Below are 22290 nucleotides of genomic sequence, written 5' to 3'. Positions count from 1 at the left end.
CTGCTGAGACGGTTTGTCAATGAAATCATCGCCAGGTTATTTTGCTATAATTCAGTATACTTTATTTTTTTAGCAGGCTTATCATGAGTTTTTTTCAATTGTTGACCGCTGCCATGCCTGTGTTGGCCGTGTTGTTGTTTTTGGTTATTTTGCGTTTGCCAGCCAGTCGGGCGATGAGTTTTAGCTTAATTTTGGTTGCTCTGTTGGCTTGGTTGATTTGGCAGGTACCGATGGTACAAATTGCGGCCTCGGTGCTTGAAGGTTGGGTGATCGCGGCGTCGATTTTATTGATTGTGTTTGGCGCGATTGTGTTACTCAATACGCTTAAAGTCAGCGGTGCAGTTGAAGTTATTCGAGGAGGTTTTACGCAAATATCGCCTGATCGTCGGGTGCAAACGGTGATCGTCGGCTGGTTATTTGTCGCTTTTTTAGAGGGAGCAAGTGGTTTTGGTACACCGGCGGCGATTGTTGCCCCTCTGTTACTGGCTTTAGGGTTTCCGGCTATGGCGGCCGTCGTGTTGGCATTGATTGCGGATAGCGGCGCGGTCTCCTATGGCGCGGTAGGTACGCCGGTGATTGTAGGCATGGGGCAGGGGTTAGCTGATCCTACTCACGCAGAAATCATGCAGATAGCCACTACCGCGAGCACGATTGATTTATTCGTGGCTAGTTTTTTACCACTTATCATGGTGTTGATCTTAACGCGGTTTTTTGGTGAGAATAAAAGCTGGCGTGAAGGTTTGGCGGCTTGGAAGTTTGCATTGCTGGCCGGGTTTTCGTATACCTTGACGGCTTTGTTGGTAGCTAAAACGCTAGGCCCTGAGTTTCCGGCTATTTTGGGTGGTTTGGTGGGGTTGGCGATAACGGTGCTGGCGGCTAAAAAAGGATTTTTAATGCCCAAGGAAGTTTGGCTGTTCAAAACCGATAAGTCCGCGGCTGATGCGCAAAGTTTGGATGAGGTTTTACCAGGCCTGGTAAAGATTGACGGCTGTGAAAAAACTCCGGCTATGTCATCTTTAAAGGTAAAGTCGACCGAATCTAAAGCCTTGTCTCTGTTTCAAGCCTGGTCGCCTTATATTTTGGTTGCACTGCTATTGGTGCTTAGTCGATTAGAGTTTTTACCCTTTAAGGCTTGGTTAACTAGCGTAAGCCTGGAATTTAATCAATTGTTGTCCACGGATATTTCGGCGAAGTGGGTACCTTTGTATTTACCGGGTACTTTATTTATTCTGGTAGCCTTGATCACACTGGTTTTGCACCGGGTTCCCATTAGACAAGCGGGCTTAGCTTGGGGGCGGTCGGTCAAGGTAATGTTACCAACCATTATTGCTTTGGCTGCGTCGGTACCGATGGTTAGGATTTTTTTAAATTCCGGCGTGAACTCGGCAGATTTAATGTCGATGCCAATGGAGTTGGCGGTGTTGGCGGCCGCTACCTTTGAAGGGGGGTGGCCTTTGGCTGCTCCCTTTGTCGGGGCGTTGGGTAGTTTTATTGCAGGTTCGGCTACTTTTTCAAATATGATGTTTGCTCAGTTTCAGGAGTCAACGGCTTTGGCAACGGGCTTGCCAACTCACTGGATTTTAGCTTTGCAAATGCTAGGGGCTAATGCCGGTAATATGATTTGTGTCGTCAATGTGGTTGCTGCCGCTTCAGTCGTCAATCTAGTTGGCCGTGAGGGGCAGATTATCAGATATACCTTGCTCCCTATGCTGTTTTATGTAACCAGTGTTGGAATTGTGGCAATGGTGGGTTTGTCAGTCTTCTACTAAATTAACTTAGTTAAGTTAATATATTTATTGATAAAATGTCGCAGTTTTACAAGAAAATATAAAAGCATTAATTACTCAGTAAAGGGAGAGTAGAGTGGTCAGAAAGATTTTGATCGTTTCAACATTGGCAGCGTCCGTATTTGGTGTTGGATGTAGTTCAACTCAGATGGTGACGAATGAAAATCAACGCGTCATTTATTCAAGTGACTGTTTGGATTGTGAGCCATCAGGCCAAAAGGTGCAACTTGATACAGTGTATGTTCCTCGTTGTCCTAACTCGGTTGAGGTTATTCAGTATTTACCGGGTTGTGTAGCCTGTAGCTATCCGGTTACGATCCGCTCGAGTGCGGAAACTTGTCAACCTGCCGACGCGCATTGAGCGGCTTTAATTCGCCAATTTTTCAGGAGTCATTATGTCAAAAAAATTAGTTACGTTTATTGCGGCGTGTTTGTTTGCGGTGCCGGCTTTGGCTGAAAACCATTATATGGGTTATGCACCGTCTGGTTATACCGTATTTAGTCCAAATCAATATGTCAATATTGAAAATAATTATGCCCAGTTTTCTAAAAATCCACAGATTTATTATGCTGCATCTGAAGGCAAGACGGCAGCGGGTCATTTAAATGAGTTGTCGCGTTTTCTGATGGATCAACTGGTTCAAAACCGTGATATTAAAAACGTACAAGATAGCCGTGTTGCGGTAACCAGTTTTGTGAACCTAGACAATCTTAGCCAATCATCTAAATTTGGTTTGATGTTAAGTGAGCAGATGATGCATCAGTTGCATGTACGAGGATTCAAAGTTGTTGATTTCAAAGCGATGGATGCGATTGAGGTCGGACAGCGTTCTGATCATCTTATTACACGTGATGTGTCAAAGTTAAAAACTGAGTTAAATGTTCACTATGCCCTTGCAGGAACGGTTTCGGCACAGGGTGGTGGTTATGTGGTCAATGCGCGTTTGATTAGTTTGGAAGATCAAACCCTTGTGTCAAGTGCTCAAGGTTATATTGCGGATCGGGTTTATCAAGTATTAAATGGTGATTTAAAGGCTGCGCCTCAGCAGGTGCAACGTATTGTGGTTGAGGAGCCTTATCCTGTGAATGTAAATAGTGTCATATTGCGACAACGTTAGTTTGTATTAGCTAAGCGTTGTTTTGTTTAAAAGCCGGGTTTTCCCGGCTTTTTGCTTTGTATTTTCTGAATTGTGTTGTATTATTTATATATAGATATTGTATAGGTGTGCGACATAATGTTAGATTTAGAAGCAAAACATCGTGTGATTGAAATGGCGTGGGAGGATCGTACACCCTTTGAAGCGATTACGCTGAATTATGGTTTAACGGAGGCTCAGGTCATTAAACTGATGCGTCGCGAACTGAAACCTTCCAGTTTTCGTCTTTGGCGTGCGCGTGTAACGGGGCGAAAAACCAAACATCTTGCCCTTCGTGATCCAGCGGTGTCTCGCGGATATTGCCCAACTCAGTATAAGCCGAGATGATGACGATGCAACGAATGACCACCGATTTTCCAGATCGTGCTTCATTGATTGTTTATCTTCAAGCCACTACTGGTGTTCAGGATATGCAAGTCAGTTCTATTCAAGGCGGCGCTAGATCAGCAAAACAGAAAATTGCGCAGCTTGATCTGGAGGCTTATCGTCATGATCGCAATCATTTAACGGGGCATGTTTCTGGTTTGTCGCCTTATATACGTCATGGTCTAATCTCGATTTCTGATTTGGTGAAGGATTTAGCCGCTAGCTATCCCAGTGATGTGCGGGCAAGATTTGTTCAGCAGTGTGCTTGGCGAGATTATTTTCAGCGAGTGCATCAAGCTGACCCTTGTCAGGTTTGGCAGGATCGCGAATCTTATAAAACTGGATTCAGTGCCCAAGTCTATGCCGATGAATTACCGCTAGATATTCAACAGGCGCAAACGGGTGTTCGAATTATCGATCAAATGATTCAGCGGCTGCTGTCCGAAGGTTATTTGCATAATCATGCACGTCTTTACCTAGCCGCCTATGTCGTACATTGGCGTCGGGTTAAGTGGCAAGCCGGTGCGAAGTGGTTTTTAAGTCATCTTTTAGATGGGGATATTGCTTCAAATAATTATTCTTGGCAGTGGGTTGCTTCGACTTTTAGTGCCAAACCCTATATTTTTAACTTAGAGAATGTTCAGCGGTTTGCAGGTGATCAGTTGGACGTTCAGCATCAAACGAATCAGTGTTTTAACATGAGCTATGAGTCTTTGAGTAGACAGTTATTTCCAAATCTTCAAACAGGGGCTTAGGATGAAACGCGTTTTTTGGTTGCATGATGAATCTTTGCACAGACCTAAGATGATCCGCCCAGAAGATCGTTGGGTTTTTATTTGGGATCAGTCTTATTTGAATAGCCAGGCCTGGTCGTTTAAGCGACAGGTTTTTCTGTTTGAATCTGTTACCGAGCTGGCGCAGCAGGGCTGCGAAGTTTATCAGGCGGATACCTTGAGCGCTTTGCAAACGCTGGTGGTGGGTCAAGAAATTGAGCTGGTTGTTCAACGAGCCCAGGATCCCTTGTTGCAGCATTTGATTGAGCAGGTTCAGCAGCAGTTTAATCCGCTGAGTTTGCAAACTCCACCAGGCCTGGTAGCGTTGGGGGAGTTTAGGCCTAAACGGTTTTTTCATTATTGGAAGCAGGTGGAGACGTCGCTTCTCGGTGATCGGCAACCTTCTACCCATTATCGTGTTCGTTAAGGATGAAATGATGTCTGCTATTAGGCTTGCGCAATTATTAACCTATTTAGGTACCTTGCCATTTTTGTATGGTGCTTTAGTGAGCTTAGGTTTAGCACCTTGGCTGGTTGTGTTGCCTTTTTCAGTGACGGATGCGTTGCTAGCTTATGGGGTTGTGATTCTAAGTTTTATCGCTGGGATTCATTGGGGGCTTGCTTTGAATCAGCAAAGCAGCAGCTCGTCTCACGCCTTGGCATTTCGACTGCTTGCCATGTCGAATGTGATAGCGCTCTGGGCCTGGTTAATGTGGCTATGGCCAACTTCAGGTTTTTCGTTTTGGGGGTTAGCTCTTGGGTTTGGGGTTATGCTCAGTTTGGATTGGTATTGGTTGGCCTTACAAAAAAGCATACCTTGGTTTTGGCGTTTGCGTTGGCAAGCCAGTGCTATTGCCATGCTCAGCTTAGGGTTGGCCGGTGGCTATGCTGGGTAGTGTCTGGAAGGCCCTGTCTCAGGCCGGTTTTGATGACTGGGTATTTGTGGATATCGAAACCACCGGTGGCAAACTCAATCTGGATGAAATCACGGAAATTGCATTGATTCATGTTTGTCAGGGTGAGGTGGTTGAGCGTTATCAAACGCTTATTAAACCCTCTCGCGTAATCCCGCCTTGGATTACAGGCTTAACAGGTATTAGCAATGCGATGGTGGCTGATGCGCCTTGCTTTGAAGAGGTGGCGGCAACGCTCGCGACTAAGTTTCACAATAAGCTGTTTGTTGCCCATAACGCCCGTTTTGATTTTGGCTTTATTAAGGCAGCGTTTAAGCGATTGGGTTTAGATTTAAAATTGCCGGTTGTGTGCACCGTCAAGTTATCGCGGGCACTTTATCCGCAATATAAGCGTCATGGATTAGACCAGTTAATTGAACGCTTTGGTTGGTTTGGGTATCCGCGTCATCGTGCGATGGGCGATGCCGAGATTTTGTGGTTGTTTATCCAGCAGGTTTTGCAGGATAAGGGTGAAGATGCGTTGATCGCGCAGTGTAAAGCGCAGTTAAAAACCTATAGTTTGCCTGCTAATCTTGACCCTGAAGTAATGCAGGATTGCCCCGACTCCCCTGGAGTGTATCGTTTTTATAATCAAGCAGGGGATGTGATTTATATTGGTAAGTCCGTTACGTTGCGCAGTCGAATTTTAAGTCATTTTACTCAGGGTCAGGCGCTAGCCAAAGACTTGCAGATCGCCAGTGAAGTCTATCATTTGGATTGGATTGAATGTGCCGGTGATCTAGGCGCTCAGTTGTTGGAGTCGAAGTTGGTTAAGCAGCTGAGTCCCAAATATAATCGGCAATTAAAAAAACTAACCAAGCTTTGGCATTTTCAAGTAATTCAAGACCCGCAGGGTTACGATCAGTTGCGCTTAGTCAGTACGGCGTGTTTAACGGCGGATGACCTAGTTAACTGTTATGGCCTGTATCGTTCGAAGGCGTTGGCGATAAAGGCTTTAGAAAAGCGGGTAGCTGAATATCAGCTTTGTCAGCGATTAAGCGGTTTAGATAAAAGGGCATCCGGGGCTTGTTTTGCGTATCAGTTAAAACGCTGCAAAGGCGGCTGTATCGGTCAAGAATCCCCCGCACAGTATAATCTTAGGCTGGCTACGGCTTTGTTGCCGCTTAAACAGCAGGTTTGGCCTTGGCCGGGGCCTGTTTTGGTGAAAGAGCAGCGGACTAAATTGCAACAGGTTCATTTAATTTATAAATGGTGCTGGATGGGAAGTGCCGACAGTGACGAGGCTTTGGCTGATTTACTTGAAGGGCGTCATGAGCCGCACCAAATTGAACTGGATAGCTATAAAATTCTGGTCAAGTTTCTGCTTAAGCCGTCTCGTTCCTTACAGGTTCGCTGTTTGGTTTAGCTATATTGTTTTATTTTGAAAAGTGTTACAATTTCTTTCTGGTTGATTGGAAGGAAAAACATGCCGATATATGCGCTAGTGGATGCTAACAGTTTTTACGCCTCTTGTGAAATTGCTTTTAATCCCAAGTTGGAAAACCGACCCGTGGTCGTGCTGTCAAATAATGATGGTTGTATTGTGGCAGCGAATCAAATCGCTAAGGATTTGGCGAAGCGTTTTCCTATCCATTATGGCTCAGGTGGCTATCAGGCAGCGAAGCCTTCAAGTATGATGTTTCAACCCTATTTCAAAGTTGAAAAAATGCTTAAGCGGTTTGATACGGCGGTATTTAGTTCTAACTATGAATTGTATGGAGATATGAGTTCGCGTATGCATCGTTTGTTGGGTGAGTTTGCATCTGCGCAAGAAATCTATTCGATTGATGAATCTTTTTTGGATCTAAGCGGTATGCAGAAGTGGAATTTGACAGACTATGGTCATCGAATTCAACAGACGATTAAACAGGGTTTGGGGTTGCCGGTCGCCGTTGGCATTGCAACCTCAAAAACCTTGGCTAAGCTGGCGAATCACTTAGCAAAGAAGCATCAAGGTTATCAAGGTGTGTTGGATCTGACTGCCTTGTCTGAGCCTGTGGTTAATCATTTATTGCGCCAGGTTTCGGTAGGGGATGTTTGGGGGATTGGCAAAAAGTTGGCGCTGCAATTAAACGAGATGAAAATTGAAACCGCTTTGGATTTAAAGTATTCGAATCTCAAAAGCCTACGCAAGCGTTTTTCGGTTGTGATGGAGCGATTGGTGTTAGAGTTAAATGGCCAGGCCTGCTTGTCGCTAGAAGAGAGTACACCGACAAAACAACAGATTTTAACTTCACGGTCGTTTGGTCAGCCGGTAACCGATTTTGAGTCTTTGGCGCAGGCTGTAGCCAGTTATACCGCCCGCGCAGCGCAGAAGCTTCGCGCCCAGGATGGATTGTGTCAGTATATTTCAGTGTTTATTCGCACCAATCCCTTCCAGGTAGCTAAGCCCTTCTATCAAAATCAACACACCTACGGATTGGTTTATCCAACCAATCATACAGGGCTATTATTAACGATGGCTAAACGTGCGCTAAATCGTATTTGGCAACCAGGCCTGGCTTATCATAAAGCGGGCGTATGTTTAAGCGATATTCATCCTAAAGGCGCGATGCAGCTCGATGTATTTGCGCCCAACCCTAGGTTTTCAGCTAATCCAAAATCCGATGCTTTGATGAAGGTGGTGGATCAGGTGAATCAACAGATGGGGCGAGGCACTATGCAGTTTGCTGCCGAGGGTTTGAGGGCAAAAAAACCTTGGCAAATGCGCCGAGATTTGTGTTCTCCGCGCTATACTACGAGAATAGACGAGGTTTTAACGGTTTGGTAACAGGGGTGAGTGTGGATAAACATAAGAAAATATTGACTCATGGTGGCAAACGCGAAGGGGCAGGCCGTAAGATGGGATCAGGAAAGTTCGGTGAACAGACTAAAGTCATGCGCGTGCCGGAGTCGAAAGTGGCGATGATTAAGACTTGGTTAGAAAAAGCAGCTAATCAACAAGAGGTTATTGAGTTGCCTCAGTTTAGTAATGCTCAAGCCTTTCGCCCCGACTTTTCCACTCACTATGAGATGGGTCTCTACTCGCATAAGGTGGTGGCAGGTTTTCCCTCACCGGCAGATGATAATCTAGAGCAAACTATTGATTTAAATACCCATTTTATTAAAAAACCGGAAACTACCTTTTTGGTTAAGGTGCAGGGCGATTCGATGAAAAAAGCCGGAATTTATCCGGGTGATTTGCTCGCGGTCGATCGCAGTGCCGAACCTAAAGACGGCAAGATCGTAATTGCAGCGATAGATGGTGAAATGACGGTTAAACGTTTATCGGTTAAATCAACGGGTACCTGGCTAATGCCTGAGAATGATCGTTATGATCCTATTCCTGTGCGTGAAGGTTCAGATCTGGTGATTTGGGGCGTAGTTGTTTCGGTGCTGAGATCAGTGTGATGACAGCAGATGGATCCAAGGGCGTTTTGGGGAGAGCTTTTTTTGATTCGTAATGAAACGTATTGAAATATTAAGTTATTGATTTATATTTATTTCAGGCACAAAAAAACCGCTATGAAGCGGCTTTTTTATTGTTTGGTGGAGCTGGGCGGGGTCGAACCGCCGTCCGGAAAGCCTCCATCAAAGAGTCTACATGTTTATTTAGTCTACTAATTTAATTTTAATGTTGCCCGACTAGCAGGGACCACATAAAACGAGTTTGTCTGTTTTAATATTTACCTACCCAAACACGCGGTAAATACGATTCCGTGTAAGTCGATACGGCATCAGGAGCCACGAACAACTGCCCTGTGCCGCACCAGCGGGATTAAGCCGCTAGAGCGTAGTTATCGTCGTTTGCAACTATAACAATTTGAATTAAGATTTACGTGCATCATTCAGGCACGACATGCATCTTAAACTTCGTTCTCCCCGTCGAAACCAATGCAGCCCCGATTTGGATAACTTGTAATTATATGCTTTTTTATATTGTATTGGGGTTTTTTTATCAAGAGTTTTTCAGTTACTGAGCAAGCAAGCAGGCCTGCTTGCTCAGTCTGTTGTTTTAGCGGTTAGATTTTAAAATGCGATGTTTATCGCGGTTCCAGTCTCGTTGTTTTTCAGTTTCACGCTTATCATGTAGTTTTTTGCCCTTTGCTAAACCAATTTCGGCTTTTACGTGTCCTTTGCTCCAGTAGAGGCTTAGCGCTACAACGGTGTATCCCTTTTGATCAACTTGCCCCATTAGGCGGTCAATTTCTCTTCGATGTAAAAGTAATTTTCTTGTCCGCAGAGGGTCGTGTTCTGTATGTGTAGAAGCAGTAATGAGCGGGTGTATGTGGGCTCCAAATAACCAGGCTTCGTTGTTTTTTAGGAGAATATAGCTTTCCGTAATTCGCCCTTTACCAGCGCGTAGGCTTTTAATTTCCCAGCCTTCAAGCACCAGGCCTGCTTCAATTCTCTGTTCAATAAAATAGTCAAAATGGGCTTTTTTATTGTCCGCTATACGATTCGAGTTGTTTTGTTTTTTTGAGTTTTTTGCCATAATTCAGCTATTATAACGGAAATACAACTTTACGGATAAGGTCTAGATGAAGAAAATTTCGAGAACAGTGTTGTTAAATTATTCTGCTGAGCAGATGTTTGATATTGTGGCTGATGTCGGGGCGTATCCTAATTTTTTACCTTGGTGTGGCGGAACTCAAGTATTGGAACATACCGAAAAGCTTATGAAAGCCACTATCCTGATTCAAAAAATGGGTTTGAAGAAGTCGTTTACAACAAATAACGCTTTGGTTCAGGGAGAGCGTATTGAAATGAAATTGGTAGATGGACCGTTTAAATCATTGAATGGTGAGTGGTACTTTAAAGCCTTAGATAAAGCTGCATGTAAGGTTAGTTTTGAGATTGAGTTTGAAGTTGAAAATGGTTTGATGAGCCAGCTATTGGGCAATATATTTGAGCAGATTGCTAATACGCTAGTAGACAGTTTCGTTGAGCGTGCTAAAGCTATTTATGGGGAGGGGAAGCTCGGTGGATAATTTGATTTCTATAGAGGTGGCCTATGGCTTGCCCGAACAGCAATTTTTATATCAATTACAGCTACCCTATGGGGTCACGGCAAAACAAGCGGTTGAATCCTCTCCTCTTTTGAATGATCAGCCCGATTTGGTTATTGAGCAGGTTGGTGTATTTAGTAGGCCTGTAAATTTAAATTACCTTGTCAGAGATGGCGACCGGATTGAGGTTTATCGGCCATTAAAGGCCGATCCAAGAGAGCGTAGGAGAAAACAGGTCGAAGAAGAGAGAGCAGAGTCGAGTTAACGTATCCGTTCCCAGTGTTTCAAATAGCCTTCGTTGTCGAATTCTATAATTAGATGTCGAATAGCATCCGAATGTAAATCAGTATTGGCACTAGTGTAGATATACTCCCAGTGGTGGGGTTTGAAAGGATTGGCGCCATAGTCGGGTCCGAGGAGTTGCCTAACCTGAGAGCGGTGAAGTCCAACTTGAAGATCTTCAAGCATCGCTTCTGTAATGACAACGCCTTGCATCATGGGAGCCTTGTAGGGGGCTACACCGCCACAAGCTTGAAGAAAAAAGAGGCCGGTTAAAATGACGGCTATTTTTACAGAACGTATTTTCATAAATTTTATTTGGGCTTTGTTAGTAAAAATTAATTGGGTTGAGTGTGGATTTTAATTGGCGTTAATCTATTAACTTGGTTTATTATAACGTATAGATCGAGATGTTCTTAGTCAGTCTACAAGAATAATTAAAATGGAGTTATTATGAGCGGTGCTGAATTAAAAAAAGTGGGTTTGAAAGTGACCCTTCCACGTCTTAAAATATTAGAAATTCTTGAGGGTGCGGGTGATCAACATCATTTGACCGCTGAAGATGTTTATAAAATTCTGCTTGAGCAGGGTGAAGAGGTGGGTTTGGCGACGGTGTATCGTGTACTGACTCAGTTCGAGCAGGCAGGGATTGTAAGAAGACTCAACTTTGAAAATAATATTTCAATTTTTGAATTAGATACTGGCGATAATCATGACCACTTAGTGTGTGTCAAAACAGGCCATGTCAAAGAATTCGTTGATCCTGTGATTGAGGAAAGAATTCGTGAAATAGCCAAAGAAAACGGTTATAACTTATCTGGCCATAATCTTGTCATTTATGGAAGTTTAGAGAAATAATTACAAGTTGTTTGGCGTGGGGGAAGATCCCCGCGCTTCGCAGGTTAAATTTGATTTTGAGCTCGCATTAACAATTCTTCTGCATGCTTAATCGTTTGTTCGGTTATTTCTAGTCCACCAATCATTCTTGCTATTTCTTCCACGCGCTCCGAATTCGAGAGCTCATTAACTTCAGTGATTGTTTTGTTTTCGTGGGTGTGCTTAATAACTTTTAAATGCTGGTTTCCATAAGCGGCAACCTGTCCAAGGTGGGTGATTGAGAGGGTTTGGCAGTGCTGGCCAAGTTGTCGCATTTTTTGCCCGACAATTTCAGCTACCCCTCCGCCTATTCCTACGTCGACTTCGTCGAAAATTAAAGTTGGTATTTGAGCAATTTGGCCACAGGCTACTTGGATAGCAAGGCTAATCCTTGAAAGTTCTCCTCCTGAAGCGACTTTGCTGAGAAGTTTTGCTGGTTGGCCTGGGTTTGCGCTGACTAGGAAGTCGATGCGATCGAGCCCAGTTAATGTTGGTTTTTCTAATGAATTAAGCTCTATTTTAAACTCACTCTTTTGCATGCCTAGGGTTTGCATGGTCTCGGTGACGCTGATACAGAGTGCTTCTGCCGATTTGATTCGCGCTTTTCTGAGTATTAAAGCGTGTTTCTCATAGATTGACCAGGCCTGGTCAATCTTTAGTTGCAGCTCATCCAGTGAATAAGACTCTTGCATTAGGTTGTTCAGGTTATCTTCTAGTTGTTGATGTTTAAGCGTGAGTTCATCCGGATGTAGCTGGTATTTTTTTGCTAAACCATACAGTTGGTTTAAGCGACGCTCAACGATTTCTAGTCTTTCAGGATCAAGTTCTACACTTTCAGTGTAATGATGGATGTCATTGGCGACTTCTTGAAGATCTATTAATGAGCTGTTTAGTTGATTAAGCTGGTTATTAAGTGCAGGACTAAAGGCGGCTAGCTTTTCAAGTTGTTGGAGGGCTTCATTGATATAGTGAGTTGCACCTTGATCACCATCCAGTGCTTCATAGCTTGCGAAGCCAGCTTGTTTTATCTCTTGTGCATGTGCTAGTGTTTGTTGTTCTGCCGATAGTGAATCGAACTCTTCTGCTTGAGGTTGTACCTTGTTAAATTCAATTAATTGAAACTCAGCAAGTTCGCGTTTTGATTGGTGTTCAGCTTGATTGTTTTTTAATGACTGAAATTTTTTTGTTAAGTTTTGCCATTGCTTGAAGCTGTTTTTGACTTGCTCAATTTGAGATTGATGTTGGCCATAGGCATCAACAAGGGTGAGTTGATTCTGGCTTGACATCAGTGATTGGTGCTCATGTTGACCGTGTATATCAATTAAAAAATCCCCGAGTGTTTTAAGACTGCTGGCAGGAACAGGGCGTCCATTGATAAAGGCTTTTGAACCACCATCGGCGTAGACAATTCGCCTCACTAGGCATTGATTTTCATCTTCAAGTGCTTGTTCAGTTAACCACTCTATTACCTTGGGCTGGTTATGGATCTCGAATAGCGCGCTTACTTCTGCTCTTTTTTCGCCATGTCTTACTAAGCCTGTATCTGCCCGTTGGCCTAATATGAGTCCCAGCCCGTCCAGTAGGATAGATTTGCCCGCTCCTGTTTCACCAGTTAGTGCACAAAAGCCTTGGTTAAATTGAAGCGACAGGTCTTCAATAAGGGCTAAATTTTGTATTTGGACTTCTTTTAGCATTAAAGTTTCTCACCCCAGTGTAGTTTAGCTCTTAAAAGTTGAAAATAGTCATGGCCACATGGGTGGATGAGTTTTATAAAATGCGGGTGGCGTTTTACGCACGTTCGATGTTTAGCATTGATTTCAAAGGTGACTTGGCCATCACAAGTGATGCGGGCTACACCGTTACAGTTTTCATGCGCGCGTAATTCAATGTCGCTGTTGCCATCTATAACAAAGGGTCGATTGCTCATCGTGTGAGGGTTAATTGACACCAGTGTAATAACATTAAGGCTTGGATGAACAATTGGGCCACCTGCCGACAGTGCATAGGCTGTGGAGCCGGTAGGGGTGGAGATAATCATGCCGTCAGAACGTTGGCTTTTGAGGAAACGTTTGTTTATAAAGGTCTCGAATTCAATCATTTTGGGTGTGTCAGGTTTGTGTATAACGACATCGTTAAATGCAAGATGTTTGAAGACCAATTGATCATGTTCATAAATTTCTACATGAAGTAGATTACGCTCTTCACAGTCAAATGTGCCTTTCAATAGGTCTCCCATGGTCGAAAGCATAGTATCTGGCGAGACATCTGCAAGAAAACCTAGGCGGCCAAGATTAACACCAAGTATTGGTATTTGTTGATCAACAACATAGCGGGCGACATCTAAAAAGGTGCCATCTCCGCCAACAACAATCGCTAGATCAATCTTGCCATGCATTTCATCGCGGCAAAGTAAATCAACGCCATAACGCTCTATCGGGAAATCTTCGCAGGATGTTTTATCTAGATAGACTGTGCGTTGGTGCTCTTGAAAAAAACCAATTAGTTTGTCGATGCTTTTCCAAGAGTGGAAACCGTTATATTTGCCAAATATGCCAATGCTGTTAAACATAATTACCCCTTCAAAGTTTTTTCAAATTATACTCTAACAGGGGTTAGGCAAGCAGCCGCGCCAGTAAAAAACCAATACATGTTTGAATTAATTGATCAATTGTAAAACGTTTGCACGGTCTTGATTACCTTGTGCTTGCATCATCATGCTGGCTTTAAATAATACATCATCGCGTGCTTTATCACTGGCGGATTCAGCATAATTGGTGTCCATGATTTGGCTAAAGCTTGCGAGGGTGTTTTGTTGCTGGCTCATCAATTGAGTTCCTGCACTAATCAGGCCATTCTGTTGAGCACCAAACAATGCTTGAGTGTCGTCTAGTAGTCGACTAGCACTTTGGAGTATATCCAGTGCCAAACTTGCGTTGTTTGAGTTGTTAAGGTTGAGTCCGCTTAAACCTAAGCTTGCAAGACTTAACTCAGGAAGGTTGAGGCTTGACTCTGATCCGCCCAAGGCAAGTTTTAGTTCAGTATTTTCTCCGTTGAGTAGGGTCATACCATTAAATTTGGTGGTTTGTGAGGTTTGATCTATCGCCTGCATCATTTGCTGAAATTCACTATTGAGGGCATTGCGTTGCGCAGAATTCATGGTTCCATTCATAGATTGTAGAGATAGTTCCATCATGCGTTGAATGTTGGTGGTCATCGAGCGAGAGCTGCTTTCAGCAGTTTGCAACAAAGAGATGCCGTCAGACGCATTACGCAATCCGACAGAATCACGAAGTGCTTGCTGTTGAAGGCTGTTAGCAACGGCGAGCCCAGCAGGATTGTCTGCCGCACTATTGATTTGTTGTCCGCTGGTCATGTTTTTTATAGGCGTTGTTGAGCCGAAAAAAGTAGAGCCTGTATTGTTTATGGATTCTATGCTCATGCAAAATCTCCTTAGATTAAGTGATTTATAGATTTATAATACGCCAATGTTTATTGAATTTAAAGGGCTGTTTCATGTCTTGTTGTGGTAAAGGGTTTTGTACTTTCACCTTTCCTGAGGGCCCCCCCTTGACGGATTATTCTGTATCTAACTTAAATGCACAGTATTTGTTTTTGCCTTATGGGACGCTGTTGGCTGCTGGTGAACTTGTTCGAATTTGGATGGAGTCTGGGCAGGCAAAAGAGGTGATTGTCGAGGCAAAGTGGATGATTGGTTTTGACTCTCAAGGAGCCCATGCTGTTGGTCGAGATAAGGAGTTACCTTGGCAGCTTGTGGCGATAGATACCGGTTTCGAATACGAGGATATTATGGCTTGGCCTGAGCATGATCTGTATAACCCAGGCGCTCAACCAGTCGTCTTGGAGTTCCGTCATCCGATCGAGGTTAAACCTAGTATCAAGATGAGGCTTTTGGAGCTTCTTTACAAAATTAGAAATTTGTAAAGTAAAAAAGCGCCTTAATTAAGGCGCTTTTCGTATTACTAAATAGAGGTTATCTGGCTTCTTTGTACCAGCCTGGTGTTAAGTTGCGGCCATAGTTTGTTTGATCAATCTGACCATTCGCTGACTTGACAGCCTCTTGTGCCAAGCGTACAGACTCTTGACGCGCTTTTTCAGCTTCGGCAAGATAGTGATCTACATAAGGCAGTTTCATGTTACGCTGCTGCCAAACATTACCGTCCGCTCTTGATTGCTCTTGTTTAGCTTGAGCTTCAGCAACCAATGAGGCATAGCCGTCATCAGCTGCAGCGGTGGTTGATTGGTTGTGTGCGCACGCGGTCATTGAGAATGCAGCTGCAACAGTCGCACCTACTAATAATTTTTTCATGTATTCCTCCAGATAGAATTGAGCTTTTATTTTTATGTGTTAAACCACAGGATTTATTGTATAGGATTAACCCAAAAAGCTAAAGTACGAACAGAATTTTTTCTGTTTTTCGTAGCTTGGCTATACGTTATTAAGTTTACCCCGTCGCTGTCAAACTTTATAATAGGGTAAAATTGGTTTAAAAATAGATTATTTTCAAAGTTTTGTTAGGTTTTTTTCATATAAGTTTATGAAATTGTTGTAAATCTATTTGTTTTGAAAAAAACTTGATTAATGCCAAAAAATATCTAATCCACCTATAAAAGAATTGAGAGAGGTAGTTAAAGTGAGAATTTTGCAAGAAGCACTGACATTTGATGATGTTTTATTGGTACCCGCACACTCCACTGTGCTACCTAAAGATGTTTCATTAAGAACTAAGCTAACCAGAAATGTGACTTTGAATATTCCTTTCGTATCGGCCGCAATGGACACGGTTACCGAAGCTCGCTTAGCTATAGCATTGGCACAGGAAGGCGGGATTGGTATTGTTCACAAGAATATGACGATTGATGAGCAAGCTTCTGAGGTTAGTAAGGTTAAGAAATATGAGCATGGTGTGATTTTGGATCCGATTACCGTTCAGGTTTCGGCTTGTGTGGCGGATGTATTGAAAATTACAGAAGAAAATAATATTTCCAGTGTTCCAGTAATGGATGGCGATAAGCTGGTTGGTTTGGTAACTGGGCGCGACTTACGCTTTGTGACAGATTTAACCAAGCCTATCACCGCGATGATGACGCCGAAAGATAAGCTGGTTACTGTACCTGAGAAGTTTGACCGTGACACAGTTTTGGATTTATTGCATGAGCACAGAATTGAACGAGTATTAGTGGTTAACGATAGGTTTGACTTAAAAGGCATGATTACGGTCACTGACATTTTAAAATCAAACGAACACCCACTGGCTTCTAAAGATTCAAATGGCCGTTTACGTGTAGGTGCTGCAGTAGGGACAGGTGCTGATACAGAAGAGCGTGTTAATGCGTTAATCAAAGCGGGCGTTGATGTGATCGTCGTGGATACCGCTCATGGCCATTCCCAAGGGGTGTTGGATCGAGTTGCTTGGGTTAAGCAAAACTTCCCTGATGTTGATGTAATTGGTGGGAATATTGCGACTGCTGAAGCGGCGTTAGATCTTGTTAAAGCCGGAGCGGATGCGGTTAAGGTTGGTATTGGTCCGGGTTCTATCTGCACCACGCGAATTGTCGCGGGTGTCGGGGTGCCTCAAATTTCTGCAATTTCTAACGTGGCAAAAGCGCTTCAAGGCACCGGGGTTCCTTTAATTGCTGATGGCGGTATTCGTTTTTCAGGTGATGTTGCTAAGGCATTGGTTGCCGGTGCCTCTTCAATTATGCTAGGGAGTATGTTTGCTGGTACCGAAGAGTCACCGGGAGAAGTGGAATATTTTCAAGGCAGGGCTTATAAGGCCTATCGTGGAATGGGTTCTCTTGGTGCCATGGCACAAAAGCAAGGCTCAAGTGATCGCTATTTTCAGTCTTCTAATGCTGAAGATAAGCTGGTTCCAGAAGGCATTGAGGGGCGTGTGCCTTATAAGGGGTCATTGTCACCGATTATCCATCAGTTAATTGGTGGTGTGCGATCAAGCATGGGTTATACCGGTTGTAAAGATATTGCAGAAATGAATGTTAAACCTTCATTTGTTCGTGTTACCAATGCCGGGATGGTTGAGAGTCATGTGCATGATGTCATGATTACCAAGGAAGCGCCTAACTACCGTGTTTAGTTTTAGGCCATTGTTTTAACCTAAGCAGTGCCAAGCGCTGCTTTTTGTATTTTAAAAATTGGATTTTTTATGACACAGCATTCCATTCATGATCATCGTATTCTTATTCTTGACTTTGGTTCACAGTACACCCAGTTGATTGCACGTCGTATTCGTGAAATTGGCGTTTATTGCGAAATCGAACCTTGGGATGTCGATAGTCAGTTTATTCAAGATTTTGATGCTAAGGGCATTATTCTTTCAGGTGGTCCTGAGACGGTGATTGGTGATGATGCGCCTAAAGCACCAGGCCTGGTTTTTGAGTTGGGGATTCCAGTTTTAGGAATCTGCTATGGTATGCAAACAATGGCTCAGCAGTTGGGTGGACAGGTTATACATGCCGACGAGCATGAGTATGGGTATGCCCAAGTCAGAGCGCATGGCCATACCTCACTGTTTAGAGATATTGAAGATCATGTTAATCCTCAGGGGCATGGTTTATTGGATGTTTGGATGTCTCATGGTGATCGCGTTGATCTAATGCCTGAGGGCTTTAAGTTGATGGCAAGTACTGAGAGTTGTCCTATCGCTGGGATGGCGAATGAAGACAAACAGTTCTATGGTATCCAGTTTCATCCAGAGGTTACCCATACCAAGCAAGGTTTGCGCATTCTAGAACGTTTTGTTGCACAGATTTGCGGTTGTGAAAAACTTTGGACAACTGCAAACATTGTAGAAGATTCCATCGCACGTATTCGTCAGCAAGTGGGCAGTGATGAGGTTTTGCTTGGGTTGTCCGGCGGTGTGGATTCATCGGTAGTGGCGGCTTTATTGCATAAAGCGATTGGCGACCAGTTAACCTGTGTGTTTGTTGATCATGGGCTGTTGCGTTACCAAGAAGGTGACCAGGTTATGGCGATGTTCGCACAAAACATGGGGGTTAAAGTTATCCGTGTTGATGCAGAAAAACGTTTTATGGATAAGTTGGTGGGTGAGTCTGACCCTGAGAAAAAACGCAAAATTATTGGCCATACCTTTATCGAGGTATTTGATGAAGAGTCGAGTAAGTTAACCAATGTTAAATGGTTAGCGCAGGGTACGATTTATCCTGATGTGATCGAATCAGCGGGTTCAAAAACAGGTAAAGCTAAAGTTATTAAGTCACACCATAACGTGGGTGGCTTGCCGGAAGATATGGAACTTAAGCTGCTTGAACCTTTGAGAGAGTTATTTAAAGATGAGGTGCGTAAATTGGGGGTTGAGTTGGGCTTACCTGCGGACATGGTCTATCGTCATCCATTCCCAGGTCCTGGCCTTGGTGTGCGTATATTGGGTGAAGTTAAAAAAGAGTACGCTGACATTCTCCGTTTGGCAGATCATATTTTTATCGAAGAACTTCGCAAAGCAGATTTATACGACAAAACATCGCAAGCATTTACCGTCTTTTTACCAGTGAAGTCAGTCGGTGTAGTTGGGGATGCTCGTCGCTATGATTATGTTGTTAGCTTGCGTGCAGTAGAAACGATTGACTTTATGACAGCCCGCTGGGCGCATTTGCCTTATGACTTTTTGGAGAAGGTTTCAAATCGTATTATCAATGAGATCCCGAGAATTTCTAGAGTAACTTACGATATTTCTAGCAAACCCCCAGCAACCATTGAATGGGAGTAGAATTTTGTGATCCGGAAGATCTGGTCGGTATCATTTGCCCACCAGGTTTTTCTCAGTTGGAACAGGATTTGTTTTGGATGCATTATGCCTTAGCTTTGGCGAGTTACGCTGAACGTTTAGGTGAGGTGCCGGTTGGTGCGCTCATTGTTAAGGGGCAGAAATGCCTTTCGGTGGGTTATAATCAGTCGATAAACCAGCATGATCCAAGTGGCCATGCTGAAATGATTGCACTGCGTTCAGCGGGGCAGGCCACTAAAAATTACCGTATTCCTGAAACCACGCTATATGTCACCTTGGAACCATGTGCCATGTGCGCTACGGCAATGGTGCACGCACGCGTAGATCGTTTAGTCTATGGTGCAGATGATCTAAAAACGGGGGCAGCGGGTTCGGTTTTTAATCTTGTAAATACTGAGAAGCTTAACCACCGAATAGAGGTCGTTCCCGGCGTGCTGTCGAAGGACTGCAGTCAGCAACTTTCTTCTTTTTTCAAACGTCGACGTTTAGAGAAAAAAAATATCGCAAAACAGCTTGAAAAAACATCTTGAATTTAATCAAGGTGTTTTTTTTGCGCTATACTCGGTACATCTATAGAATTTAGACAAACTAAGCGTTATTATGAATTTTTATCAAATTTGATTTTGTTATGCAGAAAAGCATCGATCCCGCAGAAGGGATAACAACAATAAAAATACTCCCCGGCGAGTTTTACGTGACACGAGAAGAAGAACGCATTGAGACAGTATTGGGTTCATGTATTTCTGCTTGTGTTAGAGATCCGCTAGCCGGAATTGGAGGAATGAATCATTTCATGTTGCCAATCGACAAAAACGTGACCCGAGATAGCGCCCTTTCAGATGCCAACCGCTACGGCAATTATGCTATGGAAAATATGGTAAATACCTTGCTAAGAGCGGGTGCGAAGCGTGAAAGACTCGAGTTTAAGATTTTTGGTGGTGGGCGAATTATGAGTTCCATGACTAATATTGGTTGGTATAACATAGGGTTTGTGTTCGATTATATTTATACAGAAGGTTTTAAGGTGGTATCCCAAGATATTGGGGATGTTTTTCCGCGAAAAGTCATGTATTATCCTATAACAGGTAGGGTGCGGGTTAGGCGCCTAAATCCTATGCATAACCAATCATTAGTCGATCAAGAATGTAATTACTTCAACAAAATAGAACATAAACCTGTTGAAGGTGATGTAGAGTTGTTTTAATTTTTAGATAAATTCTCTGGGGATAAAGCTATGGATATGATGGAAACGTTCAGACAAACTTATTTGGAAGAGAGTTTTGAGGGTTTACAAATTATGGAAGCAGGCCTGCTAGAGTTACCCCCAGGAAGTCCTGATTCAGAAAAAATAAACGAAATTTTTCGTGCAGCTCATTCAATTAAGGGCGGTAGTGGAACTTTTGGATTTTCAGAAATAGCGGGATTTACGCATGTTCTTGAAACCTTGCTTGATGAAATGCGGGATTTCAAAAGAGATGTGACGCAGGTATCCATTGATGTGATGTTAGCAGCGGTAGATGTGTTGCGAGATATGTTGACCAGATTGCAGAATCATGAACCTATTGATGAAGTTCGTGCATCTGCAGTTCAAGGTCAACTTGAAGATATACTTGGCGGTCAAGCCATCAAACAGTCTGACGAAGTTTCTGCAAATTCTGATAATCAATCAGCGCCTACCGGCTGGATAATTCAACTTTTACCTGAAAAAAGTCTGTTACAAACAGGCAATGAGCCGTTACGCATCTTCAGAGAGCTTAGCACTCTCGGCCAGCTAAACGTAGAGGCAAATCTTAAAAACCTCCCCGCATTACATGAATTCAATCCTGAAGAATTATTTATAAGCTGGACGCTCACGTTAACAGGTATGGAAGTCGATCTAGATGATATTAAAGAGGTATTTGAGTGGATTGATGGTGATGGTGCAGAAATTAAGATTGAACCTATAAAGAGTTCAGCTGAGAATGAGTCGATGGTTGAACAACGAGCAACGCCTACTGTTCAACAACAAGCAACGTCTCCAGTTGAAAAGACGAGTGCACCTGAACCCGTTGCGCGAGCTGCTAAGCCTGATTTGCAGAAGAAAGCACCTCAGCAAGATGGATCTATCCGTGTTAATTTAAGTAAAATCGACCAACTGGTTAACCTAGTTGGTGAGCTTGTTATCACCCAGTCAATGTTAAGTCAATTTGGCGAGCAAGCTGAACAAAGCCCAGACAGTACTGACTGGGTTGATAAACTTAAGGAGGGGTTAACTCATCTTGAGCGCCACACTCGTGAGTTACAAGAAAGCGTAATGAATATTCGAATGTTGCCTGTTAGTTTTGCTTTTAATCGGATGCCGCGTATTGTTCATGATGTGAGCCAGAAGCTTGGTAAAAACATAGATTTAATTATGGAGGGTGAGGGTACTGAGCTGGATAAAACCATGTTAGAACAGCTTACTGATCCGCTTGTTCATATTGTACGTAATTCAATAGATCATGGCATTGAGTCACCTGATGAACGCCTTAAGTTGGGCAAGCCGGCCAAGGGTATGGTTAAAATGGCTGCTTTCCATCAGGGGGGTAATATTTTGATTCAGATTACTGATGATGGTGCAGGCATAAATCTAGATAAACTCAAGCAGAAAGCAATCGATAAAGGCATTATTGACATAGATACTAACCTGTCAAAAGATGAATTAGTTGATCTTATTTTTCATCCTGGTTTTTCTACCGCCGATGTTGTGAGTGATGTGTCGGGTCGTGGTGTCGGTATGGATGTGGTGCGAAGAAACATCAGAGGGTTGGGTGGAAGTGTAGAGGTTCAAACTGAGCGTGGAAAGGGAAGTATTTTCACTATACGCTTGCCACTAACCTTAGCCATCCTTGATGGTCAGCTAGCCTCTGTTGGCAGTCAGACCTATGTGTTTCCCTTGGTCTCTATTGTTGAGTCGATTCAGGTTGATAAAAGCCTTGTCAAGGGAATTGCTGGTCAAGCTGAACTCTATAAACTACGTGATCAATATATTCCGGTCGTTCGGTTACACAAGCGATTTGGTGTTGATGACGCAAAAACAGATCTAACTGACGGGCTGTTGGTAGTGGTTGAAGAGGGCGGACGTCGTTCTGGTATTTTTGTTGACGATCTATTAGGGCAGCAACAAGTTGTTATTAAAAGCTTAGAAACCAATTTTATGAAAATATCTGGGATAGCAGGCGCGACCATTCTAGGTGACGGTAAGGTCGCTCTAATTATTGATATAGCAGAAGCTTTAACTTCGCACAAACTTTCGGTTGTTGATAAGAAGCAGCCTCATCTTGTTTCAGCAGCATAATGTCTTAGATTAAG

General features: G+C 43.3%; 25 protein-coding genes and 1 other RNA gene. 19 read left to right on the top strand and 7 right to left on the bottom strand.

What is annotated here, in order from left to right; translation table 11 throughout:
* The first annotated feature begins 83 nt into the window (after nucleotides 1-83).
* From JX580_RS08055 to JX580_RS08010, 10 genes are all read left to right on the top strand, one after another.
* The gene (locus tag JX580_RS08055; protein ID WP_248850032.1) at nucleotides 84-1769 is read left to right on the top strand and encodes an L-lactate permease; all 1686 of its coding nucleotides are present in this window, start codon (nucleotides 84-86) and stop codon (nucleotides 1767-1769) included.
* Nucleotides 1770-1863: 94 nt separating this feature from the next.
* A complete protein-coding gene (locus JX580_RS08050) occupies nucleotides 1864-2148 on the top strand; it encodes a hypothetical protein (RefSeq protein WP_248850031.1) in 285 nt (94 codons plus the stop codon).
* Between the two features lie 34 nt (nucleotides 2149-2182).
* Nucleotides 2183-2905 (top strand): FlgO family outer membrane protein, encoded by a 723-nt coding sequence (locus tag JX580_RS08045; protein WP_248850030.1) that lies wholly within the window; start codon nucleotides 2183-2185, stop codon nucleotides 2903-2905.
* A 117-nt stretch (nucleotides 2906-3022) separates the two neighbouring features.
* Nucleotides 3023-3271 (top strand): TIGR03643 family protein, encoded by a 249-nt coding sequence (locus JX580_RS08040; RefSeq protein ID WP_248850029.1) that lies wholly within the window; start codon nucleotides 3023-3025, stop codon nucleotides 3269-3271.
* On the top strand, nucleotides 3268-4065 hold the full coding sequence (locus JX580_RS08035) for an FAD-binding domain-containing protein (RefSeq protein WP_248850028.1): 798 nt from the start codon (nucleotides 3268-3270) through the stop codon (nucleotides 4063-4065). The genes JX580_RS08040 and JX580_RS08035 overlap by 4 nt, the downstream gene beginning before the upstream one ends.
* 1 nt (nucleotide 4066) lies before the next feature.
* Nucleotides 4067-4510 (top strand): hypothetical protein, encoded by a 444-nt coding sequence (locus tag JX580_RS08030; RefSeq protein WP_248850027.1) that lies wholly within the window; start codon nucleotides 4067-4069, stop codon nucleotides 4508-4510.
* 7 nt (nucleotides 4511-4517) lie between these two features.
* The gene (locus tag JX580_RS08025) at nucleotides 4518-4979 is read left to right on the top strand and encodes a DUF3429 domain-containing protein (RefSeq protein ID WP_248850026.1); all 462 of its coding nucleotides are present in this window, start codon (nucleotides 4518-4520) and stop codon (nucleotides 4977-4979) included.
* On the top strand, nucleotides 4969-6402 hold the full coding sequence (locus JX580_RS08020) for an exonuclease domain-containing protein (protein WP_248851906.1): 1434 nt from the start codon (nucleotides 4969-4971) through the stop codon (nucleotides 6400-6402). Before JX580_RS08025 ends, JX580_RS08020 begins: the two co-directional genes overlap by 11 nt.
* A gap of 60 nt (nucleotides 6403-6462) precedes the next feature.
* Entirely contained in the window at nucleotides 6463-7806 is a 1344-nt protein-coding gene (locus JX580_RS08015) for a Y-family DNA polymerase (protein WP_248850025.1), read from the top strand.
* A gap of 11 nt (nucleotides 7807-7817) precedes the next feature.
* On the top strand, nucleotides 7818-8426 hold the full coding sequence (locus JX580_RS08010) for a LexA family protein (protein ID WP_248850024.1): 609 nt from the start codon (nucleotides 7818-7820) through the stop codon (nucleotides 8424-8426).
* Nucleotides 8427-8562: 136 nt separating this feature from the next.
* Here the strand turns inward: JX580_RS08010 and ssrA are convergent.
* Together ssrA and smpB are read right to left on the bottom strand one after the other, a co-directional pair.
* Nucleotides 8563-8919, bottom strand: a transfer-messenger RNA (tmRNA) gene (gene ssrA / locus JX580_RS08005).
* Nucleotides 8920-9030: 111 nt separating this feature from the next.
* Entirely contained in the window at nucleotides 9031-9510 is a 480-nt protein-coding gene (gene smpB / locus JX580_RS08000) for an SsrA-binding protein SmpB (protein WP_248850023.1), read from the bottom strand.
* Between the two features lie 46 nt (nucleotides 9511-9556).
* Between smpB and JX580_RS07995 the strand changes: the two genes are divergently transcribed.
* Nucleotides 9557-10006: a type II toxin-antitoxin system RatA family toxin gene (locus tag JX580_RS07995; protein WP_248850022.1), complete on the top strand. Its 450-nt coding sequence runs from the start codon at nucleotides 9557-9559 to the stop codon at nucleotides 10004-10006.
* Nucleotides 9999-10289: an RnfH family protein gene (locus JX580_RS07990; RefSeq protein WP_248850021.1), complete on the top strand. Its 291-nt coding sequence runs from the start codon at nucleotides 9999-10001 to the stop codon at nucleotides 10287-10289. The genes JX580_RS07995 and JX580_RS07990 overlap by 8 nt, the downstream gene beginning before the upstream one ends.
* Here JX580_RS07990 and JX580_RS07985 read toward each other — a convergent pair.
* Nucleotides 10286-10522, bottom strand: coding sequence for an outer membrane protein assembly factor BamE (locus tag JX580_RS07985; RefSeq protein WP_248850020.1), 237 nt, complete (start codon nucleotides 10520-10522; stop codon nucleotides 10286-10288). The genes JX580_RS07990 and JX580_RS07985 overlap by 4 nt on opposite strands.
* 234 nt (nucleotides 10523-10756) lie before the next feature.
* Between JX580_RS07985 and fur the strand changes: the two genes are divergently transcribed.
* Nucleotides 10757-11161, top strand: coding sequence for a ferric iron uptake transcriptional regulator (gene fur / locus JX580_RS07980; protein ID WP_248850019.1), 405 nt, complete (start codon nucleotides 10757-10759; stop codon nucleotides 11159-11161).
* Nucleotides 11162-11205: 44 nt separating this feature from the next.
* Here the strand turns inward: fur and recN are convergent, their stop codons facing one another.
* From recN to JX580_RS07965, 3 genes are all read right to left on the bottom strand, one after another.
* Complete coding sequence (gene recN / locus JX580_RS07975; RefSeq protein WP_248850018.1) at nucleotides 11206-12873, bottom strand: DNA repair protein RecN; 1668 nt, start codon at nucleotides 12871-12873, stop codon at nucleotides 11206-11208.
* A complete protein-coding gene (locus tag JX580_RS07970) occupies nucleotides 12873-13748 on the bottom strand; it encodes an NAD(+) kinase (RefSeq protein ID WP_248850017.1) in 876 nt (291 codons plus the stop codon). Before JX580_RS07970 ends, recN begins: the two co-directional genes overlap by 1 nt.
* Before the next feature lie 87 nt (nucleotides 13749-13835).
* A complete protein-coding gene (locus JX580_RS07965; RefSeq protein WP_248850016.1) occupies nucleotides 13836-14618 on the bottom strand; it encodes a flagellin in 783 nt (260 codons plus the stop codon).
* A gap of 128 nt (nucleotides 14619-14746) precedes the next feature.
* On the opposite strand from JX580_RS07965, the gene JX580_RS07960 reads away from it, so the two are divergent.
* Nucleotides 14747-15121, top strand: coding sequence for a hypothetical protein (locus tag JX580_RS07960; RefSeq protein WP_248850015.1), 375 nt, complete (start codon nucleotides 14747-14749; stop codon nucleotides 15119-15121).
* A 49-nt stretch (nucleotides 15122-15170) separates the two neighbouring features.
* Here JX580_RS07960 and JX580_RS07955 read toward each other — a convergent pair whose 3' ends face one another.
* The gene (locus tag JX580_RS07955) at nucleotides 15171-15506 is read right to left on the bottom strand and encodes a hypothetical protein (protein WP_248850014.1); all 336 of its coding nucleotides are present in this window, start codon (nucleotides 15504-15506) and stop codon (nucleotides 15171-15173) included.
* Nucleotides 15507-15831: 325 nt separating this feature from the next.
* Between JX580_RS07955 and guaB the strand changes: the two genes are divergently transcribed.
* From guaB to JX580_RS07930, 5 genes are all read left to right on the top strand, one after another.
* The gene (gene guaB, locus JX580_RS07950) at nucleotides 15832-17292 is read left to right on the top strand and encodes an IMP dehydrogenase (protein ID WP_248850013.1); all 1461 of its coding nucleotides are present in this window, start codon (nucleotides 15832-15834) and stop codon (nucleotides 17290-17292) included.
* A gap of 69 nt (nucleotides 17293-17361) precedes the next feature.
* Nucleotides 17362-18942, top strand: coding sequence for a glutamine-hydrolyzing GMP synthase (guaA, locus tag JX580_RS07945; protein WP_248850012.1), 1581 nt, complete (start codon nucleotides 17362-17364; stop codon nucleotides 18940-18942).
* Complete coding sequence (gene tadA, locus JX580_RS07940) at nucleotides 18933-19490, top strand: tRNA adenosine(34) deaminase TadA (RefSeq protein ID WP_248850011.1); 558 nt, start codon at nucleotides 18933-18935, stop codon at nucleotides 19488-19490. The genes guaA and tadA overlap by 10 nt, the downstream gene beginning before the upstream one ends.
* Nucleotides 19491-19588: 98 nt before the next feature.
* Nucleotides 19589-20164: a chemoreceptor glutamine deamidase CheD gene (gene cheD, locus JX580_RS07935; RefSeq protein WP_248850010.1), complete on the top strand. Its 576-nt coding sequence runs from the start codon at nucleotides 19589-19591 to the stop codon at nucleotides 20162-20164.
* A gap of 30 nt (nucleotides 20165-20194) precedes the next feature.
* Complete coding sequence (locus JX580_RS07930) at nucleotides 20195-22276, top strand: chemotaxis protein CheA (RefSeq protein WP_248850009.1); 2082 nt, start codon at nucleotides 20195-20197, stop codon at nucleotides 22274-22276.
* The last annotated feature ends 14 nt before the right edge of the window (nucleotides 22277-22290 follow it).

Origin of the sequence: Thiomicrospira microaerophila (assembly GCF_023278225.1) — a bacterium.
Classification (GTDB): domain Bacteria; phylum Pseudomonadota; class Gammaproteobacteria; order Thiomicrospirales; family Thiomicrospiraceae; genus Thiomicrospira; species Thiomicrospira microaerophila_A.
The sequence above is the reverse complement of the archived record's forward strand: the minus strand, read 5'-3'. Positions and strand labels throughout refer to the sequence as shown.